This window comes from Streptomyces sp. CC224B (assembly GCF_030010595.1).
GTDB lineage: Bacteria > Actinomycetota > Actinomycetes > Streptomycetales > Streptomycetaceae > Streptomyces > Streptomyces longispororuber.
The window spans coordinates 80,432-98,873 of record NZ_JASCXL010000020.1; the positions used below are offsets into that span (position 1 = coordinate 80,432).

The window sequence follows — 18,442 nt, forward strand, 5'->3', positions numbered from 1 at the left end:
GCGAGCGGCGAACTCCCCGCGGGGCCCGGCCGTGCGGCGGGCTCCGCGGGCTCACGCCTCCACGGTCGGCCGCCGCTCCCTGCCGCTCTGGCCGCGCAGCCTGCGGCGCAGCGCCGCGAGCCGCGGGTGGCGTTCGGCCAGCTCCACCGAGTGGCGGTCCAGCTCCTGCATGAGGCGCTCGGTGCGCTTGTCGAGGTCCAGCTCGTCGAGGATCCGGTCGACCTCGGCGAGCAGCGCGCCGTGCAACTGCCACTGCCGGGGGTGTTCCTGTACGTCTTCGAGGAGCATGTCCGCGACCCGGTCACGGGTGGCGCGGCTCGCGGCCAGGGCGGCGGTCAGCCGCTCCTCGGCGTGTTCCGCGTTGGCGGCCACCTGGGTGGTGATGAGCCGGGCGAAGCTCTCGATGGCGTCGGCGAGCTGCTCGAACAGCTCCTGGAGGGCGGCCGACACGTCCGGCGGGAACAGCGACTCCTCCGCGCGGAACTTCGCCAGGTCGGTCAGGCTGCGGGTCAGCACCCGCAGCACGACCGCGCAGATCTCCAGGGTGTCCAGACCCGTCCGCAGCACCACCCGGGACAGCAGCCCCTCCCGTACGCGCGGGTTCATCCGCAGGCTCTCCTCCGCCTGCCGCAGCGAGGCGTCGACCTCCACGATGTCGTGGTCGAGCCGCCGCGCCTCGTGCAGCCGGGCGGCCGCGTGCGGGAAGGGGAGGTGACCCCCGGCGATCTCCGCCCCTATGGTGCGGAACATCCCGCCCATCCCGCGGGCCAGGCCGTCGATGGACGCCCCCGCCGACTGCGTCCACACCGGGGGCGCGAACAGCAGGTTGAACAGCAGGCCGACCCCGGCCCCGATCAGCGTCTCCAGGACGCGGTGCCAGGCCGCCGACGTGGCCTGGGAGACCCCCAGGACCAGCATCGCGCTGATCGCCACCTCGGGCACGAACTCGTTCACCCGTACGAACCGGCCGATGATCAGCGAGGTGAAGATCGTCAGCCCCAGGCTCCACCAGGTCAGCCCCACCAGGGTGGTGAAGCCGATGGCGATGAGGACACCGACGACGACGGAGTTCACGCGCCGGATGCCGGTGGTGAGGGTCGCGTACAGGGTGACCTGGACGACCAGGAGCGCGGTGAGCGGGGCCGTCAGGGGGGCGGGTTGCGCGGGCAGGACCATCAGGGCGACGCCGAAGGAGATCACGGCGGCGGCCGTGGAGCGCAGCGTCTGCGCCGCGACGGGTTCGGTGGTCCGCCGCACCAGTTTGATCACGGGTGCTGATACATCTGGCATCCCTTTCACGTGCCCGATCATGATCCTCTCATCACACTTCAGCCCCAGGAACCCCACAGACGCCGTCCCGCACCGCCCGTCACGCGGTACGGCCGCCGCACCCCACTCCGCGCTCCCCCGGCGGCGACCGCGCGCGTCCCGGGCCCCGGGCCGCCACCCGGAATGCCCACACGAGCGGCGGCCCCGGTGGCACGCCACGGGTTCCGGCCGTAGAAAAGTCCTGCGGACGCGGGACGCCTCACCTGGGTGGGGCCGGGCGACCGCACCACGTCCGGCCCCCTCCGGAACCCTCGGGCGGTGCCGACGGCCGGACCGAGCCCCGGGCAGGTGCGCGTGATCATCACTGTCGTCGTAGCGGCGCTGGCCCTGGTCGTGGGCGTGGTCGGGCACTGGGTGCTCCGGGGCCGCCTGGAGGCCGACGAGACGCCCGCGCTGACGGTGCGCGACTTCGTGCTTCCGCTGCAGACCCTGACGGTGTTCGTCCTGGCCTTCGTCCTGGTGACCGCCTCGGCGTCGAACGGGAAGGCGGACCAGGCGGCGCGCGACGAGGCGGGCGTGGTGGACCACCTCTACGAAGTGGCCGAGTACGCCCCCGCTCCCCAGCGGCAACGCCTCCAGGGCGACATCGTCTGCTACGCCCGCGCCGTACGCGCCCACGAGTGGCCGGCCATGGCGGACGGCCACGGTGCGCGGCAGCCCGGTGTCTGGACCACCGATCTGCGGGCCGCCCTGAAGCAGATGCAGGACGACTCCGCCTTCGGCATGCTGGTCTCCTCCGACCGGGACCGCTCGGAGGCCCGGCAGACGCGCATCGCCGAGTCCACCCCCGCCATCCCGGGCGCCGTGTACTGGCTGATGCTCGCCGCCCTGGCCTTCCTCGTGCTGACGCTGGCACTGTGCCTGCCGCGCAAGAACACCGCCCTGGTCACCGCGGGCCTGGTCGCCCTGACCGCGCTCCTCGCGTCCGTCCTGCTCGTCATCCGGGACGTCGAGCGGCCCTTCAGCGGCGTCATCACCATCGCGCCGACCGCCATGGCCGCGGTCGAGGCCGACATCACCGACGACTACGCCGCCGCCTACGGCAGGACCAAGCTGCCCTGCACCGACGACGGCACGCGCGCACCCGCCTGACACGCCTCGGCGTCCGGCCGGAACCGCAGCCGTACGGCGCGGCTCGACAGGCCCGGGCGGCCGTGTCTAGGATCCCGGCAGCATCGCGTGCCGGTCACCGTCCGGGTGAGGCATGGAGGTGCGGGAGATGCCCGCGGAGGCATTCCTTGTCCGTTCAGCTCAACCACACGATCGTCCACGCCCGGGACAACCGGGAGTCCGCCGACTTCTTCGCGGACCTGCTGGGACTCGCCGTCACGCAGGAGTGGGGCCCGTTCATCGCGGTCGCCCTCGGCAACGACGTCACCCTCGACTTCGCCACGGTCCCCGCGGACCACATCGCGCCGCAGCACTACGCGTTCCTGGTCTCCGAGGCGGAGTTCGACGCGGCGTACGAGAAGATCACGGCCCGCGGCCTCGACCACTGGGCCGACCCGCACGGCAAGCGGCCCGGCGAGATCAACCGCAACGACGGCGGCAAGGGCGTCTACTTCACCGACCCCTCGGGCCACTACATGGAGTTGCTCACGGTGCCGTACGGCGGCTGGCCGCAGCGCTAGGCCCTGCCTTCCCAGGGCACGGAAGCCCGTGCGGAGCAAGTCGGTGAGGCTTTTCAGGACACGATTGCCCGAATCCTTCGGAGCTCGTGAGCAGGAGGAAGGCTTCCGCACGGGCACACGGCAGGTGTCCGTGGGGCGGGGGTGTGCAGTTGTCGGTCTGAGAGGTGCCGACAGCTCAGCCTCACCGGTACCCATGCTGGCGGAATCTCGACGGTGCCTGGTCGTCCGCCTGCGGTGTCTTGGCGGAGGTGGGCACCATGCGGAGAAACGGGAGGCGCCGCCCCTCGGTTCGGGCCGTCCCCGGTCTTGACCCGAGTCTCCGCTCTCGACCCAAGTCTCCGCCGCAGGCGATTGGCGAACAGGATGCTGGTGAGGAAGAACCCAGGTTGTCAGGAGCGTGGATACTCCCGATTGATCACCTGGACGGTCGGCATCGTGCTCACCGCGTTTCTGGCAACCTCGTGCGGAGGCCGCTCGACCGAGCACGATCCGGACAGTCAGGCTCTGTACGGCCAAGAGATCATCAAGAGCCGCAAAGAGATGTTCGACGGTCGCGTCACCTATACCGAACTGGGTTCTGTGAAGGTAGGCAGGTCCCTCGAGTTCGAGGCCAGCCTGAGGGGTTTTCGGCTGGCCAAGCCCCACGAGCGGCACGCACCCGGAAGTCGTCGTCGTACAGGGAGGACGCTCGTCGGTACGCTCATGGGCGTCAAGCTGCACTGCAGCGGTGCCGGTGTCCGATGTACGGCGCTTTCCTCCGAACGGCAGAACGTGCTGACGCCGGACGACGTGGCGGAGTGGCAGTGGGCGGTGAAACCCACCAGGACGGGCACGATGACTCTCGCCCTGACCGTTACGGCGTACTACCGCGACACGAGAAACGTCCTCTTCGAGAAGCCACCGTTCAGTCAGGAAGTCCACGTCGGTACTACGGCCTCACACGCCGCCCAAGGGGCCGCCTCCGACATGGGCGCGGTGGTGACCTTCTTGGCCGCTCTCCTGGGGCTGGGCGTCGCCTGCGCGACCATCGCGGATTTCTGGCAGCGTCGCACCGCCGGAAAGAAGCAAGGCGACGGGAAGAAGAAGAGCCCCCCGCAAAGGCCGCGGTACCACAGTCCTGTCAGGGTACGCCGCCGCAACCGGCGTTGACCGTCGGTCAGGGCCCCGGCGGGGTGCTTCCGCGGCCGGTGCTGTCGTGCGGACGGCACGGTCCCGGCGGCCGCCGAACTCGCCGTGGGGCTCGTCCGGCCGGCCGCGGGTCCGTCACTTCTTGCAGGACGAGTACGTGTTGAGGTCGTGCGGGTTGGGCTTGAAGCGGTTCTCCCAGTCGGCCGGGTAGGCGTCCACCAAGGCCGGCAGCTGGACCTTGACGTCGCCGGCCCACTCCTCGACGAGGTAGGTGCGCAGGGCGCGCAGCAGCTTGCGGCAGTCGTCGGCGTGCCCCTTCTGGAGCCCGATGCCGTACCGGTTGGTGAGCCCGAAGGAGACGTCGGGTACCACGCGCAGCGGCACCTTGCTGCGCCGCTGCTGCTGCGCGTAACCGAACAGCAGCGCCTCGTCGGAGAACACGGCGTCCACGCTGCCCTGCTGCAGCTTGCGCACGCAGGTGGAGAAGTCCCGTTCCTCGTGGAACGTGGCCCCGGGCGGCAGGTCGGCGGTGGACGACGTCGACTTCTCGGCGCTGCAGAGCAGCTTGTTCCGTACGTCCTGCTCGCTCTTGATGCCGTCGTAGTCCTCGCGCACCAGGAAGCCCTGCCGCGTCATCAGGTAGGGGCCGACGAAGTCGACCAGCTTCTGGCGCTCCGGCGTGATGGAGTACACCGAGATCACCAGGTCGGCGGCGCCCTCGCGCAGCTCCTGCTCGCGCGCGTCGATCGTCACGTCCTGGAACTTGGGGGTGAAGCCGACCTCCTCACCCAGGTAGGAGGCGATGTCGACGTCGAGGCCGCGGTTGGTGCGCTGGGCGTGCAGGCTGAAGCCCGGGTGGTCGAAGGAGGTGCCGACGTGGACGACGCCGGTGAGGACGGACTCGCCGTCCCCGTCCTTGCCGTCCGGGGCACAGGCCATGGGGGCCGCGAGCAGGGTGGCGATGGCTGCCACGGCGAGCGCGGAGCGCCGGGTGGACCGGCGGCACGGGTGCGTCATGGGTTCCCTAGTCGAGGCGGGCCGAGTCGACCGACAGGTTGAGCCGGCAGTTGCGCTCCGCCCGCACCGCGACGGTGAGGCGGATGTCCTTGCGGTCCGCGCCCAGGTCGAAGGTGAACGTCTCGTCCGACGGGCGGGTCTGCGGGGTGATGCGCGCGCCCCGGGAGTGGGGGGTGACCGTCAGCGTGCTGGCGGGGGCGCAGACGGGTGAGGCCGGGTCGAACTCGGTCACCGTGAAGGTGACGGTCAGCCGGGACTTGGCGCGGTCGGCGTGCGCCGAGGCGGTCACGACGTCGCGGTCCTCCACCGGGCCGTCGAGCTTGAGCGAGAGGTCGTTGGTGAGGTCGACCGGCCGGGACTCCAGGTACGTTTTCACGCCGAGGGCGGGAAGGCCCACGAGCAGGACGGCCAGAGGGGTCACGGCGAGGATCAGCGGCGGCCACAGAGGCTGCCCGTCACCGTCCTGGCCGTCACCGCGTTGCCCGTCACCGTGCTCGCCGTCACCGTGTTGCCCGTCGCCGTGCTGCCCGCGGCCGCGTTGCCCGTCACCGTGTTGCCCGTCGCCTTGCTGGCCGCGGCCGCGGATGAGCGGCAGCATGGCTCCCGCGAAGGCGAGCAGCGCACCCGCTGTCACCCCGACGACGGTGACGTCACCGCCGAGCGCGTACCAGAGCGCGCCCGCTCCCAGGATCACCACCAGGTTGGCGAGGATCATCAGGGCGAGCACCCAGGTGTTGTCCCTCAGCAGTGCCCGGACGCGGTCCGCGGCACGCGCCAGCGCTCCTGGAGCCGGGGGCGGGTCGGGGCCCTCGGGGCGCGCCGGAGGGGGCGAGGGGCGCCCCGGCGGTTCCTCGTCCACGTCGGCTGTCACGCGGGTCAGCATAGGGCGGCTCCGGCGCGCCAACTGCCCTTGCGCGCGCGGTTGTTGAGCTGTGATGTGCACTCCGCAGCCTGCTGTACAGGGGTGCGTCCCGCACGGCGCGGCGTCAGGTCACCGCCCGGCACGGCACCTCACCGCCCGGCACCGCACCGCGGGCGGAGAGGGCGGCGCCACTCCCGCGGGCGGGGTCCCGTGTGCAGAAATGGCTGGCTGGGGCTCTGCGGCCTGTGGTTCCATGCGGCGGTGACCGAAAAGAGCTGCGCCACCGCCGCGGAGGGGCCGACCGTACGCGTCAGGCCGAGGACCGATGACGACCTCACCGCGTGCGTGCATGTCCTCGCGGACGTCCACCGCCGTGACGGCTACCCGGTGAACTGGCCCGCGCGGCCCGCCGATTGGCTGTCCCCCGCTTCCCTGGTGGGAGCCTGGGTCGCCGAACTCGACGGGCGCGTCGTCGGACATGTCGTCCTCGCCCGCAGCGGCGAAGGGGACCTGGCCCCCGGCCTGTGGAGCGAACGGCACGGGGGCGCACCGGAGTCGACGTCACCGGTCAACCGGCTCTTCGTCGCCCCGCAGGCCCGGGGGCACGGGGTCGGCGCCCTGCTCATCGGCCGCGCGGTGGAGGAAGCACGGCGCCAGGGACTGCACCCGGTCCTCGACGTCGTGGCCTCCGACACCGCCGCGACCGCCCTGTACGAGCGGCTCGGGTGGGAGCGGCTGGCCACGGTCAGCCAGCGGTGGAGCCCGACGCAGTCGGTGACCGTCCACTGCTACGCGGCTCCGGCGTGACCCCCTCTGTGGCCCCCTCTGTGACCCACGCGGACCTTCAGTCGAGGCAGAACTCGTTGCCCTCGATGTCCTGCATCACGATGCACGCGTCGTGGCCGTCGTACAGGAGCCGCTCGCGCACCGCGCCGAGCGGCACCAGCCGCGCGCACTCGGCCTCCAGCGCGGCGAGGCGCTCCTCACCCACGAGTCCGGTGCCGACCCGCACGTCGAGGTGCACCCGGTTCTTGACGACCTTGCCCTCGGGGACGCGCTGGAAGTACAGCCGCGGACCGGCACCCGAGGGGTCGACGCAGGCGAACCACGCGTCCTGCTCCTCCGGCGGCTGGGACCCCTTGTACGCGTCCCACGTGGCGAACCCCTCCGGGGGCGGCGGTACGACGTACCCCAGCACCTCGCACCAGAAACGCGCGAGCCGCTCCGGTTCCGCGCAGTCGAAGGTGACCTGTACCTGCCTGATCGTTGCCATCGGCGCACCCTAACAGGGGGTTTCCTTCCGCCCCTCAGGCGCCTCAGGCGCCTCAGGCGCCTCAGGTGAGGATGACGACCAGCATCCCGATCGCCATGACCAGGACGACGACCCCGATGCCACGCGTCATCGCGTAACCGGCCTTCGTGGGCTCGGTGGCGTCGTAGTCCTTGACGAAAGGCGCCTGGAGCGGGCGATTCACCTTCCACAGCAACTGTGGTCGCACGACCTGGACCAACGCCATCACGATGAACAAACACAACAGCACCACGCTCACGAGAACCCTCCTCCGCACGCCGGACGTCCGCGTCGCCGTGCCTGTCTCTCGGACCATCACCTACGCCGACGGTCTCGACGCACGTACAGCGTGAGAACAGCGGCGAAAACCACCGCGGCGACCCCCACCAGCTCCGCTTGAAGGAGCGGGTCCCCGGTCACCGTGGTGTTCCGGGTGCCCCGGGGCCCTCAGTTGAAGCACACGTCCACACCCGACCGCGCGCTTCACGCCAGTGGGCTCGGGGGCCCCAGCGGAAGTGGGTGCCCCCGAGCCCGAGCCCGAGCCCGAGCCCGAGCCCGCGAAGGGTGGCTCTCAGCACAGGTGCCGGACGTACACGTCGTCCCTCTGTTCCGGGTGGTCGGGGACCAGGTTCGTGGAGTCCGAGGTGAAGGCCACCAGGCAGCCGCCCCGTGCCGGAACCGGGGCGCTCACGCCGTGGGAGGGGAAGCCGCCGTCCAGGGCGACGGTGACGCGGCGGGTCGCCTCGGGGTCCTGCCGTCGCAGGTCGCGCAGGTAGGCCGCGTGGCGGCAGTCCGGTTCGCCGGTGGCGCAGGCGGCCGTGGTGTAGGCCACGTACCGGCCCTCAGGGCTGATCCGCGGCGACCGGGCGGCCTTGTCGAGCGGTCCGCCGCCGGGGGCCGTGCTCGCGAGCACGGTGCGCCCGGTGCGCAGGTCGTGCACGAAGACCTCCCACAGCGCGAAGGGGTGCCGGGCGGGCAGGCCGTCGCGGTTGGTGACGTACGCGACGTAACGCCCGTCCGCGCTCAGGGACGGCTCGCCGTACCACTCGCTGACCGGCTTCGGGTCGCCCGGCGTGTGGTTGACGTGGTGCAGGCGGCCCGTGCGGCGGTCGCGGACGTACACGGCGCTCGCCCTGTTCACCCGGTCGTGGTCGTAGACCCGGAAGGCCACGTGGCGTCCGTCCGCGCTGAGCGACACGTCGCTGAGGAGCGGCCCCGGCGGGAGGGGCTCGCTGACGGCCTCCGTGAGGCCGCGCTCGCGGTCGCGCAGGTAGAGCGTGGGGACCTGGAAGGGAGGCCTGGGGATCTCGGCGTAGCCGAGGAAGGCCGCGTACCGGCCGTCCCCGCTGAGCGCGGCGAGGCTGGACCGCTGGAACGGCTGGCCGTCCGGGCCGATGCCCACGAACTCGGTGCGGTGGGTGCGCAGGTCGCGGACGTACGCGTAGCCGCCGCCGGGGGGCCGCTCCCCGGGAGCCAGCACCGGGTCGGCGGAGCTGAACCCGACGACGCGGCCGTTCCCGCTCAGCTTGCCGTTCCAGGCCCCGCGCTCGCTCGGGCGTCCGTCGTCGCCCACACCGGCGCGGGTGAGGGTGCCGGTGCGACGGTCACGGACCAGCACCTCGCCCACGCCGTTGGTGTCGCCCGGCACCAGGTTGCTCGCCTCGGAGGCGAAGACGACGTACCGGCCGTCGTCACTGGTCTCCGGCAGGAGCGAGCGCCCGTCGCCCCGCGTGCCGTCCTCGGCCGTACTGATGATCTCCGTACGCGGCGTCCGCGGGTCCGGCGGCGCCGCGGACGAGGTCGTCGCGCCGAGGAGGGAGGCCGCCGCGGACAGCGCGACCGCCGCCCCGACGGCACGTCTGCGGGTGGCCGTACGTGTTCCCTGTGCGATACGTGTTCCCTGGGCGGTACGTGTTCCCCGTGCCGTACGTGTTCCCCGTGCCGTACGAGTGCCCTGCGCCATGGGTGTCCCCTTCGCCGAAGCCGTCGAGAGCCCCCCGCCCGGGGCGGGGGCGGTGCCGCGGCCTTCGACGCAACCAGCGCCGCCAGGACGCCCGCAAGGCGGCTTTGCGCCTCGGACGCGTACGCGAGGCGCGCCGCCCATAGCCGCGTACCGGGCGCCCGGCAATCACCGGTTCGAGGGATACCGGCGGACGCGTTGACTCTGGGATCGTCGCGGACGAGGCGTGGGGCGTTTCCGGTACGTACGAAGCCCTCACAGAACGGATGACCAACGATGACATCCGAGATGACGCGATCGGCGATCAGCCGCGCCCTGCGCACGGTGGTCACCGCGGCCGTCGGCGCGTGCGCCCTCGTGGCCACGGCCGCCCCGGCCCCCGCCCGGGAGGCGGGCCCCGGAGCCGCCGCCTCCGGGTTCCTGAACCTGCACCAGTGCGCGTACTACGCGACCTCGCTCGACGACCACTTCAGCACCTTCGTGACCCCGAGCGGCGACGGCCGGTACGCCACCGGCACCGAGCGTTCCGCCACCGCCGACACCGCGGCGGAGTGCGGCCCCGGCAACGGCAACCACAACCCCGTCCCGGTCCTGCACGGCGTCCGCGCGCTGGACCTCGGCGCCGGGCGCTACCTCAACCTCCAGCAGTGCGACTACTACCGCGCCGCGAGCACCGACCACTTCACCACCCTGGTGACCCCGAGCGGCGACGGCCGGTACGCCACCGGCACGAAGGTCTCGAACACCCCCGAGACCAGGCCCGCCTGCGGCCCCGGCAACGGCAGCCACGTCCCCAACCCGGGCCTGTCCGCCGCCAGGGCGCTGGACCTGACCGCGGGACGCCACCTGAACCTGCACCAGTGCGTGTACTACTCCGAGCGGCAGGCCAGCCACCTCACGACGGTGGTGCCGGGCGCCGACTCCCGGTACACGACGGGGACGAACGTCTCCGACACCGCCGACACCAGGCCGGTGTGCGGCCCCGGCAACGGGGACCACGTGCCGGTCCCGCTGCTCTCGGCCGTCAGGAGCGTGCCGCTGGGCTGAGTTCGGCCGACGGCGGCGCCACGCGCGAGGGCCGCACCCCGGTCGCCCGGGGTGCGGCCCTCAACCGCTGTGCGCCGCCGCTTACTTGCGGATCAGCGAGCGCAGCACGTACTGCATGATGCCGCCGTTGCGGTAGTAGTCCGCCTCGCCGGGGGTGTCGATGCGGACGACCGCGTCGAACTCGACACCGGTGTCGGTGGTGACCTTCACCGTGCGCGGGGTGGTGCCCTCGTTCAGCTCCGTGACGCCCGTGATGGAGAAGGTCTCCTCACCGGTCAGGCCGAGCGACTGCGCCGAGGCGCCCTCCGGGAACTGCAGCGGCAGGACGCCCATGCCGATGAGGTTCGAGCGGTGGATGCGCTCGTACGACTCGGCGATGACGGCCTTGACACCGAGGAGCGCGGTGCCCTTGGCGGCCCAGTCGCGGGACGAGCCGGAGCCGTACTCCTTGCCCGCGAGGACGACCAGCGGGATGCCCTGGTCGATGTAGTTGCGGGAGGCGTCGTAGATGAAGGAGACCGGCCCGCCGTCCTGCGTGAAGTCGCGGGTGTAGCCGCCCTCCGTGCCCGGCGCGATCTGGTTGCGCAGGCGGATGTTGGCGAACGTACCGCGGATCATGACCTCGTGGTTGCCGCGGCGCGAGCCGTAGCTGTTGAAGTCGCGGCGCTCGACGCCGTGCTCCGTGAGGTACTTGCCCGCCGGGGTGTCGGCCTTGATGGCACCGGCCGGGGAGATGTGGTCGGTGGTGACCGAGTCGCCCAGCTTGGCCAGGACGCGGGCGCCCGGGATGTCGGAGACCGGGGTGGTCTCCATCGTCATGCCCTCGAAGTACGGGGGCTTGCGGACGTAGGTGGACTCGGCGTCCCACTCGAAGGTGTTGCCGGTCGGGATCGGCAGGGCCTGCCACTGGGCGTCGCCCGCGAAGACGTCCTGGTAGGACTTGTTGAACATGTCCTCGCCGATGGCGTTCGCCACGACGTCGTTGACCTCGGCCTCCGAGGGCCAGATGTCCTTCAGGTAGACGGGGTTGCCGTCCTGGTCGGTGCCGAGCGCCTCGGTGGTGATGTCCACCTTCATCGAGCCCGCGATGGCGTACGCGACGACCAGCGGCGGGGACGCCAGGTAGTTCATCTTGACGTCGGGGTTGATGCGGCCCTCGAAGTTCCGGTTGCCGGAGAGGACGGACGTCACGGCCAGGTCGTGGTCGTTGACGGCCTTCGAGACCTCCTCCGGCAGCGGGCCGGAGTTGCCGATGCAGGTGGTGCAGCCGTAGCCGACGAGGTTGAAGCCGACCTTGTCCAGGTACGGCGTCAGGCCCGCCTTGTCGAAGTAGTCGGTGACGACCTTCGAGCCCGGGGCGAGGGTGGTCTTGACCCACGGCTTGCGGGTCAGGCCCTTCTCGACGGCCTTCTTGGCGACCAGGGCGGCGGCGACCATCACGTACGGGTTCGACGTGTTGGTGCAGGAGGTGATCGCGGCGACGGTCACGGCGCCGTGGTCCAGCTCGTACGTCGAGCCGTCGGGGGCGGTCACGAGGACCGGGTTCGACGGGACGCCGTTCGTGGTGGCCGGGGCGTCGGAGGCCGGGAAGGACTCCTTGCCCGCCTCGTCCACGCTGTCCACGTAGTTGCGGACGTCGACCTTGAACTGCTCGGCGGCGTTGGCGAGGACGATGCGGTCCTGCGGACGCTTCGGGCCGGCGATGGAGGGGACGACCGTGGAGAGGTCCAGCTCCAGCTTCTCGGAGAAGTCCGGCTCGGCGGCCGGGTCCAGCCAGAGGCCCTGCTCCTTGGCGTACGCCTCGACGAGCGCGACCTGCTGCTCGGAGCGGCCGGTGAGCTTGAGGTACTTCAGCGTCTCGTCGTCGATTGGGAAGATCGCGGCGGTGGAGCCGAACTCCGGCGACATGTTGCCGATGGTGGCGCGGTTGGCGAGGGAGGTGGCGGCGACGCCCTCGCCGTAGAACTCGACGAACTTGCCGACGACGCCGTGCTTGCGCAGCATCTCGGTGATCGTGAGCACCAGGTCGGTGGCGGTGGTGCCGGTGGGCAGCTCGCCGGTCAGCTTGAAGCCGACGACGCGCGGGATCAGCATGGAGACCGGCTGGCCGAGCATCGCGGCCTCGGCCTCGATGCCGCCGACGCCCCAGCCGAGGACGCCGAGGCCGTTGACCATGGTGGTGTGCGAGTCGGTGCCGACCAGCGTGTCGGGGTAGGCCTGGCCGTTCCGGACCATGACCGTGCGGGCCAGGTGCTCGATGTTCACCTGGTGGACGATGCCGGTGCCGGGCGGGACGACCTTGAACTCGTCGAAGGCGGTCTGGCCCCAGCGCAGGAACTGGTAGCGCTCGCGGTTGCGGCCGTACTCCAGCTCGACGTTCTGGGCGAAGGCGTCGTTGGTGCCGAACTTGTCGGCGATGACGGAGTGGTCGATGACCAGCTCGGCCGGGGCCAGCGGGTTGATCTTCGCCGGGTCGCCGCCGAGCTCCTTCACGGCCTCGCGCATCGTGGCGAGGTCCACGACGCAGGGGACACCGGTGAAGTCCTGCATGATCACGCGGGCCGGCGTGAACTGGATCTCCTGGCTGGGCTGGGCCTGCGAGTCCCAGCCGCCGAGGGCGCGGATGTGGTCGGCCGTGATGTTGGCGCCGTCCTCGGTGCGGAGCAGGTTCTCCAGGAGCACCTTCAGGCTGTACGGCAGGCGGGCGGAGCCCTCCACCTTGTCCAGCCGGAAGATCTCGTACGACTCGTCGCCCACGCGCAGCGTGCTGCGGGCGTCGAAGCTGTTCGCCGACACGACAGTCTCCTTCATATGTGTGCGCGTTCCACCGCATCCTGCCGTCACGACTTCCCACCGATCCGCTAAGGTAGGGCTAAGTTAGGTAACCCTTACCGACAGCGGCCGGCGCCGGGGGCTGCGGTGCGCCTCGGCAGATATCTCGATGTCGAGATAACTCTAATACATCGCGCCTGCGCGCGCTGCGCCTGGCCCCTGGGCCTTGTGCGGCTTGTCGCGCTGCGCGCTCGTCCTCAAGCGCCGGACGGGCTGGATCTGCCGGCGCGGCTCGTTCGGGCGCGGGTGCCTGTCGCGCTGCGCGCTCGTCCTCAAGCGCCGGACGGGCTGGATCTGCCGGCGCGGCCTCGTCCGGGTGCGCGTCGGGTTCCGTTCGTGCGCCTGGGCGTGTGCGCCCCCGGGCTTGGGGGCGGGGCTCGCTGCGCCAAGTGGAGGAGTTGGCGGTGGCCGGGGTGCGCGGCGGCCGGGGGGCGGGCACAGTGGGGGACGGCGCCTGCCTGCGGTTCAACGGGCGGGTGGCCGGGCGCGACTGACGGGCCGGAAGCAGTCGCTCCCCCAATGGCCTACCCCAGCGCTTACCTCATCTCATATCTGAGATAGCCTCTGGCTCATGGCAGACGACTACCTCGTACGCATCGGCAAGCTCATCCGTGACGCCCGTCAGCACCGGGGCTGGACACAGTCGCAGCTCGCCGAGGCGCTCAACACCAGCCAGAGCGCCGTGAACCGCATCGAGCGCGGCAATCAGAACATCAGCCTTGAGATGATCGCCCGCATCGGCGAGGCACTGGACAGTGAAATCGTCTCGCTCGGGTACTCGGGTCCGATGCATCTGCGAGTCGTCGGCGGGCGCCGCCTCTCCGGCGCCATCGACGTCAAGACCAGCAAGAACGCCTGCGTGGCCCTGCTCTGCGGGTCCCTGCTCAACAAGGGCCGCACGGTGCTGCGCCGCGTCGCCCGCATCGAGGAGGTCTACCGCCTCCTGGAGGTCCTCAACTCCATCGGCGTGCGCACGCGTTGGATCAACGACGGCGTCGACCTGGAGATCGTGCCGCCCGCCCGGCTCGACATGGACGCCATCGACGCCGAGGCCGCGCGCCGCACCCGCTCCATCATCATGTTCCTGGGCCCGCTGCTGCACCGCATGGACCGCTTCCGGATCCCGTACGCGGGCGGCTGCGACCTCGGTACCCGCACGATCGAGCCCCACATGATCGCGCTGCGCCGCTTCGGCCTGGACATCGCCGCGACCGAGGGCCTCTACCACGCGGAGGTCGACCGCGACGTCACGCCCGACCGCCCGATCGTCCTGACCGAGCGCGGCGACACGGTGACGGAGAACGCGCTGCTGGCCGCCGCCCGCTCCGCCGGCACCACCGTCATCCGCAACGCCTCCTCCAACTACATGGTCCAGGACCTGTGCTTCTTCCTGGAGGCGCTGGGCGTCGAGGTCGAGGGCATCGGCACCACCACGCTGACCGTGCACGGCGTGCCGGACATCGACGTGGACGTCGACTACTCCCCCTCCGAGGACCCGGTCGAGGCGATGAGCCTGCTCGCCGCCGCCGTGGTCACCGAGTCGGAGCTGACCGTCCGCCGGGTGCCGATCGAGTTCATGGAGATCGAGCTCGCGGTCCTGGAGGAGATGGGCCTCGACCACGACCGCTCGGCCGAGTACGCGGCGGACAACGGCCGCACGCGCCTGGTGGACGTGACGGTGCGCCCCTCCAAGCTGGAGGCGCCCATCGACAAGATCCACCCCATGCCGTTCCCCGGCCTGAACATCGACAACGTCCCGTTCTTCGCGGTCATCGCGGCGGCCGCGCAGGGCAAGACCCTCATCCACGACTGGGTCTACGACAACCGCGCGATCTACCTCACGGACCTGAACCGCCTCGGCGGCCGGCTCCAGCTCCTCGACCCGCACCGGGTCCTGGTGGAGGGCCCGACGCGCTGGCGCGCCGCCGAGATGATGTGCCCGCCCGCGCTGCGGCCCGCCGTGGTCGTGCTGCTCGCGATGATGGCCGCGGAGGGCACCTCGGTGCTCCGCAACGTCTACGTGATCAACCGCGGCTACGAGGACCTGGCCGAGCGCCTGAACTCGGTCGGGGCGCAGATCGAGACGTTCCGGGACATCTAGGTCCGGCTTCGCCCACCGGCCTGGAGTCCGCGCGGGACGCGGTGTGAGGGTGTGCCGTATGACACCTCGTACCGCGTCCCGCGCGGCTGCTCTGTGCGCGGCTCTCGCGCTGGTCGCCGGGTGCGACTCCGGGGAGCCCGACGGCCGGCGGGGCTCCGCCTCGCGGGCACCGGACGTCGTGCCGACCGGGAGCCGCCCGCCCGCTCAGGGCAAGGGCTCCGACGACCCGGCCGACGTCAACGGCGACGGGCACCGCGACCTGGTCGTCCAGGTGCCCGTCGGCGCCCCGCGCGGGCAGCCCAAGGAGACCCGGCTCACCGTCGTCTTCGGCTCCCCGCGCGGGCCCGACCCGGCGACCCGGACCCTCTACGACCGGCGTGACCTGGGGCTGCCCACCCTGCGGACGCGGCCGGGGAGCACCCCCGCCCCGCCCCCCGGCGACCCCACCCTCGCCGACCTGGACGACGACGGCTTCCCCGACTTCGTGTTCCGCGACGGCGTGCCGGTGGACGCGGGGGGCGCGCGGCACCGATGACCACGAGACCCGGCCCGTGGAACTCGTCGCCTGGGGCGGTCCCGGCGGCCCCCGGCGCGGGGCCCGCGCGACGGAGCTGCCGCTCCCGCCCCGCGACCGCCCGGACGGCTACGAGGCGCCGGTCATGGGCGACTTCGACGGCGACGGCCGCCACGACCTGGCGGCGCTGCGCGAGGACGGAACGGCCCTCGTCATCCGGTACGGGCCCTTCACCCGGGCCGGGGTGGCGGCGCGCACGGAGCGGCGCCCGCCCGCGGACCCGGAGGCCACCTGGTACTCCGGGCTGTACGCGGACGAGGTGAGCACCTCGGGCAGGCCGCGCGTCACCGGCCTCTTCGTGCACCACGGCACCGACGGCGAGCAGTCCGACGGCGTGTACTACGCGCCCGGGAAGGGCGGCATCGCCACCACGGGGCGCCCGGTGCGCGCGGGCAACGCGATCGCCTTCGGCGACTTCGACGGCGACGGCAGGCGGGACCTCGCGGTCGGCGACGACGGCAGCCGCAACAACGAGCCGGGGGCCACGACGGAGCCCCCCGCCGTCGACGGCTCGTACGCGGTGTACGCGGGCGACGGCTCGGTGCGCACCCACCGGCTGCCCGCCTCCCACCGGGGCCGGTTCGCGGCCGCCGACCCGGACGGGGACGGCCGCGACGGCCTCCTCGTGGCCCGCTCCGACGCGGCGGTGCTGCTCGACGGGTCCCGCGTGACGGGGCGCCTGAGCCGCAGGCCGCCCGCCCGCGTCGACGGCCGGGCGATCCGCGGGAGTGACCGGTTGACGCGGCTGCACACGGTGGCGGACTTCGACGGGGACCACCGGGACGAGATCGTCCTCGGATGGTCGTCGAGCACGCTGCTCCACCGGTACGGCGACACGCCGATCCACTGGTGGGTCGCGGACGGCATGAGCCGCGAGGACGACGTCGCCTTCGCCACGCGGAGGTTCGCACGACCGGAGTGAGGCGCACGGACGGGGTTCAGGTCTCGCGGACGAAGGCCCTGAGCGCGGCCGCGAGGCCGTCCGGGCGGTCCAGCGGGATGAGCGTGCCGCAGCCGTCCAGCTCCACCAGGCGGCCGCGCGGCAGCAGGTCGGCGAGCCTGCGGCCGTGCTCGGGCGGCATCATGCGGTCCTGCCGGCCCCACACGACCAGCGCCGGGCGGTCGTAGGCCCGCAAGGCCTCGACGGCCGCCATCATGTCGGACCGGCGCACCGACCGCAGGTAGTTGAGCAGCACCCGGCGCGCCCGCGGGTCCTTGCGCAGCGGCTCGGTCCAGCGGTCGATCAGGTCGTGCGGCACGGGCTTGTGGGCCATGACGGCGTAGCCGGTGCCGGGGACGCGGCGCAGCGGCCGCACCGCCAGCGCGTGGGCCAGGAGCGCGATGCCGCCGGGGACCCGGGAGGCCACGTCGAGGAGCTTGCCGCCGGGCCCGGGCGGGTAGTTGTCGAAAGCCTCGCAGCCCGCGATCACCAACCGGCCGACGCGCTCGGGCCGTTCGGCGACGAGCTGCTGGAGGCGCCCGCCGTCGTTCTCCACGAACACCGCCTCGTCGCCGAGGCCCAGCGCGTCCGCGAACTCGCCGACGAGCAGGGCCATTGTGCGCGGCGTGAGCGCGGCGCCCGGCTTCAGCGGCAGGCGGTGGCTGCCGTACGGCAGGGTCGGTACGAGGCAGCGGACGGCGGCGCCGAGTTCGTCCACGACGTACCGCCACACCGTGCCGTCCTGGGCGGGGCCGTGGACGAGCACCACGGGCACGCCGTCCCCGCCGCTGTCCTCGTAGGCGACGGGTCCCACGCTGAGGTCGATGTGCGGCACAGTGCTCACTCCTGACGTCGGTGTGCGTCGGCGGCGCGCGGCTATAACGATGTTATGCGGTGCTGTGCCGGTGACGTGCCCGGGGTCCTCGCGCGTCTGTGGAGTGACGGCGCAGGGGCACGAGCCGCGGCGGCGGCACGGCGGGGGAGGTCTGGGGAGTGGGCCGACGAGAGGAACGCGCGGCGGAGTTCCACGAGTTCGCGCACGCCGCGAGCCCGCGGCTGTTCCGCACGGCGCTGCTGCTGACCGGCGGCGACTGGCACGAGGCGGAGGACCTGGTGCAGACGGTGCTGGCCCGGGTGTTCGCCTCGTGGGCCCGGGTGCGGCGCGTGGACCACCGCGAGGCCTACGTCCGTACGGCCCTCGTGCGCGCCCACCTGTCGGTGCGGCGGCTGCGGCGCAGCGCGGAGCGGCCCGTGGCGGTGCTGCCGGAGGCCGCGGGACGCGACAACGACCCGGCGCTGCGGGTGACGCTGCTCCAGGCGCTCGCCCGGCTCTCGCCCAAGGACCGGGCGGTGCTCGTGCTGCGCTACTGGGAGGACCGCAGCGTCCAGCAGACGGCGCACGAACTGGGGCTGCGGGAGGGCACGGTGCGCAACCGGAGCATGGTCGCGCTGGGCAGGTTACGGGAGCTGCTGGGGGATGAGCGTGACGTTCTCACGGCGAGGTGACGGAGGGGACACGGGGTGGGGCCGGACGACGGAGCGGAGGACGCGATGAGGCTCGACGAGGACACGGCGGCCGAGGTGCTGGCCCGGGCCGTGGACGGGGTGCGGCCGCCGACGCCGCGGCTCGTGGCCGGCGCGACCCGGCGCGGGCGGCGGCGGTGGGGTGGCGGAAGACGTCCTTGGTGGTCACGGTGAGGCCCGCGCGGCGGGCGCGGGAGACGATCTGG

17 protein-coding genes are annotated in these 18,442 nt (G+C 72.2%); 9 read left to right on the forward strand and 8 right to left on the reverse strand.

The window, feature by feature from the left end; all coding sequences use genetic code 11:
- Positions 1 to 51: 51 nt before the first annotated feature.
- A complete protein-coding gene (locus QK440_RS10695; protein ID WP_282792809.1) occupies positions 52 to 1,290 on the reverse strand; it encodes an aromatic acid exporter family protein in 1,239 nt (412 codons plus the stop codon).
- 333 nt (positions 1,291 to 1,623) lie between these two features.
- Between QK440_RS10695 and QK440_RS10700 the strand changes: the two genes are divergently transcribed.
- The 3 genes from QK440_RS10700 to QK440_RS10710 all read left to right on the forward strand — a co-directional run bounded on the left by QK440_RS10700 (position 1,624) and on the right by QK440_RS10710 (position 4,109).
- Complete coding sequence (locus tag QK440_RS10700) at positions 1,624 to 2,421, forward strand: DUF4239 domain-containing protein (RefSeq protein WP_282792790.1); 798 nt, start codon at positions 1,624 to 1,626, stop codon at positions 2,419 to 2,421.
- 146 nt (positions 2,422 to 2,567) lie between these two features.
- On the forward strand, positions 2,568 to 2,960 hold the full coding sequence (locus QK440_RS10705) for a VOC family protein (protein ID WP_282792791.1): 393 nt from the start codon (positions 2,568 to 2,570) through the stop codon (positions 2,958 to 2,960).
- Positions 2,961 to 3,371: 411 nt separating this feature from the next.
- Complete coding sequence (locus QK440_RS10710; RefSeq protein ID WP_282792792.1) at positions 3,372 to 4,109, forward strand: hypothetical protein; 738 nt, start codon at positions 3,372 to 3,374, stop codon at positions 4,107 to 4,109.
- Positions 4,110 to 4,223: 114 nt separating this feature from the next.
- Here the strand turns inward: QK440_RS10710 and QK440_RS10715 are convergent, their stop codons facing one another.
- Together QK440_RS10715 and QK440_RS10720 are read right to left on the reverse strand one after the other, a co-directional pair.
- A complete protein-coding gene (locus tag QK440_RS10715) occupies positions 4,224 to 5,105 on the reverse strand; it encodes a transporter substrate-binding domain-containing protein (RefSeq protein WP_282792793.1) in 882 nt (293 codons plus the stop codon).
- Between the two features lie 7 nt (positions 5,106 to 5,112).
- The gene (locus QK440_RS10720; RefSeq protein ID WP_282792794.1) at positions 5,113 to 5,976 is read right to left on the reverse strand and encodes a hypothetical protein; all 864 of its coding nucleotides are present in this window, start codon (positions 5,974 to 5,976) and stop codon (positions 5,113 to 5,115) included.
- 252 nt (positions 5,977 to 6,228) lie between these two features.
- Here QK440_RS10720 and QK440_RS10725 point away from each other — a divergent pair, with 252 nt between their 5' ends.
- Positions 6,229 to 6,774 carry a GNAT family N-acetyltransferase gene (locus QK440_RS10725; protein ID WP_282792795.1) on the forward strand — a complete coding sequence of 182 codons (546 nt, stop codon included), beginning with the start codon at positions 6,229 to 6,231 and terminating at the stop codon, positions 6,772 to 6,774.
- A gap of 37 nt (positions 6,775 to 6,811) precedes the next feature.
- Here QK440_RS10725 and QK440_RS10730 read toward each other — a convergent pair whose 3' ends face one another.
- From QK440_RS10730 to QK440_RS10740, 3 genes are all read right to left on the reverse strand, one after another.
- On the reverse strand, positions 6,812 to 7,240 hold the full coding sequence (locus tag QK440_RS10730) for a VOC family protein (RefSeq protein ID WP_282792796.1): 429 nt from the start codon (positions 7,238 to 7,240) through the stop codon (positions 6,812 to 6,814).
- Positions 7,241 to 7,301: 61 nt separating this feature from the next.
- The gene (locus QK440_RS10735) at positions 7,302 to 7,517 is read right to left on the reverse strand and encodes a DUF6199 family natural product biosynthesis protein (RefSeq protein WP_282792797.1); all 216 of its coding nucleotides are present in this window, start codon (positions 7,515 to 7,517) and stop codon (positions 7,302 to 7,304) included.
- A gap of 312 nt (positions 7,518 to 7,829) precedes the next feature.
- Positions 7,830 to 9,221 carry a hypothetical protein gene (locus tag QK440_RS10740; protein WP_282792798.1) on the reverse strand — a complete coding sequence of 464 codons (1,392 nt, stop codon included), beginning with the start codon at positions 9,219 to 9,221 and terminating at the stop codon, positions 7,830 to 7,832.
- A 273-nt stretch (positions 9,222 to 9,494) separates the two neighbouring features.
- Here QK440_RS10740 and QK440_RS10745 point away from each other — a divergent pair, with 273 nt between their 5' ends.
- Positions 9,495 to 10,265 carry a hypothetical protein gene (locus tag QK440_RS10745; RefSeq protein WP_282792799.1) on the forward strand — a complete coding sequence of 257 codons (771 nt, stop codon included), beginning with the start codon at positions 9,495 to 9,497 and terminating at the stop codon, positions 10,263 to 10,265.
- An 81-nt stretch (positions 10,266 to 10,346) separates the two neighbouring features.
- On the opposite strand, the gene acnA is transcribed toward QK440_RS10745, so the two are convergent.
- Complete coding sequence (acnA, locus tag QK440_RS10750) at positions 10,347 to 13,061, reverse strand: aconitate hydratase AcnA (protein WP_282792800.1); 2,715 nt, start codon at positions 13,059 to 13,061, stop codon at positions 10,347 to 10,349.
- A 607-nt stretch (positions 13,062 to 13,668) separates the two neighbouring features.
- Here acnA and QK440_RS10755 point away from each other — a divergent pair.
- Genes QK440_RS10755 through QK440_RS10765 form a run of 3 tightly spaced genes read left to right on the forward strand, consistent with a single transcriptional unit; the run spans position 13,669 to position 16,694 of the window.
- On the forward strand, positions 13,669 to 15,198 hold the full coding sequence (locus QK440_RS10755) for a UDP-N-acetylglucosamine 1-carboxyvinyltransferase (RefSeq protein WP_190138997.1): 1,530 nt from the start codon (positions 13,669 to 13,671) through the stop codon (positions 15,196 to 15,198).
- Positions 15,199 to 15,256: 58 nt separating this feature from the next.
- A complete protein-coding gene (locus QK440_RS10760) occupies positions 15,257 to 15,733 on the forward strand; it encodes a hypothetical protein (RefSeq protein WP_282792801.1) in 477 nt (158 codons plus the stop codon).
- A 16-nt stretch (positions 15,734 to 15,749) separates the two neighbouring features.
- Entirely contained in the window at positions 15,750 to 16,694 is a 945-nt protein-coding gene (locus QK440_RS10765; protein ID WP_282792802.1) for an FG-GAP repeat protein, read from the forward strand.
- Between the two features lie 16 nt (positions 16,695 to 16,710).
- Here the strand turns inward: QK440_RS10765 and QK440_RS10770 are convergent, their stop codons facing one another.
- Positions 16,711 to 17,547: an alpha/beta hydrolase gene (locus tag QK440_RS10770; RefSeq protein WP_282792803.1), complete on the reverse strand. Its 837-nt coding sequence runs from the start codon at positions 17,545 to 17,547 to the stop codon at positions 16,711 to 16,713.
- Between the two features lie 158 nt (positions 17,548 to 17,705).
- On the opposite strand from QK440_RS10770, the gene QK440_RS10775 reads away from it, so the two are divergent.
- Complete coding sequence (locus QK440_RS10775) at positions 17,706 to 18,218, forward strand: SigE family RNA polymerase sigma factor (RefSeq protein WP_282792804.1); 513 nt, start codon at positions 17,706 to 17,708, stop codon at positions 18,216 to 18,218.
- The last annotated feature ends 224 nt before the right edge of the window (positions 18,219 to 18,442 follow it).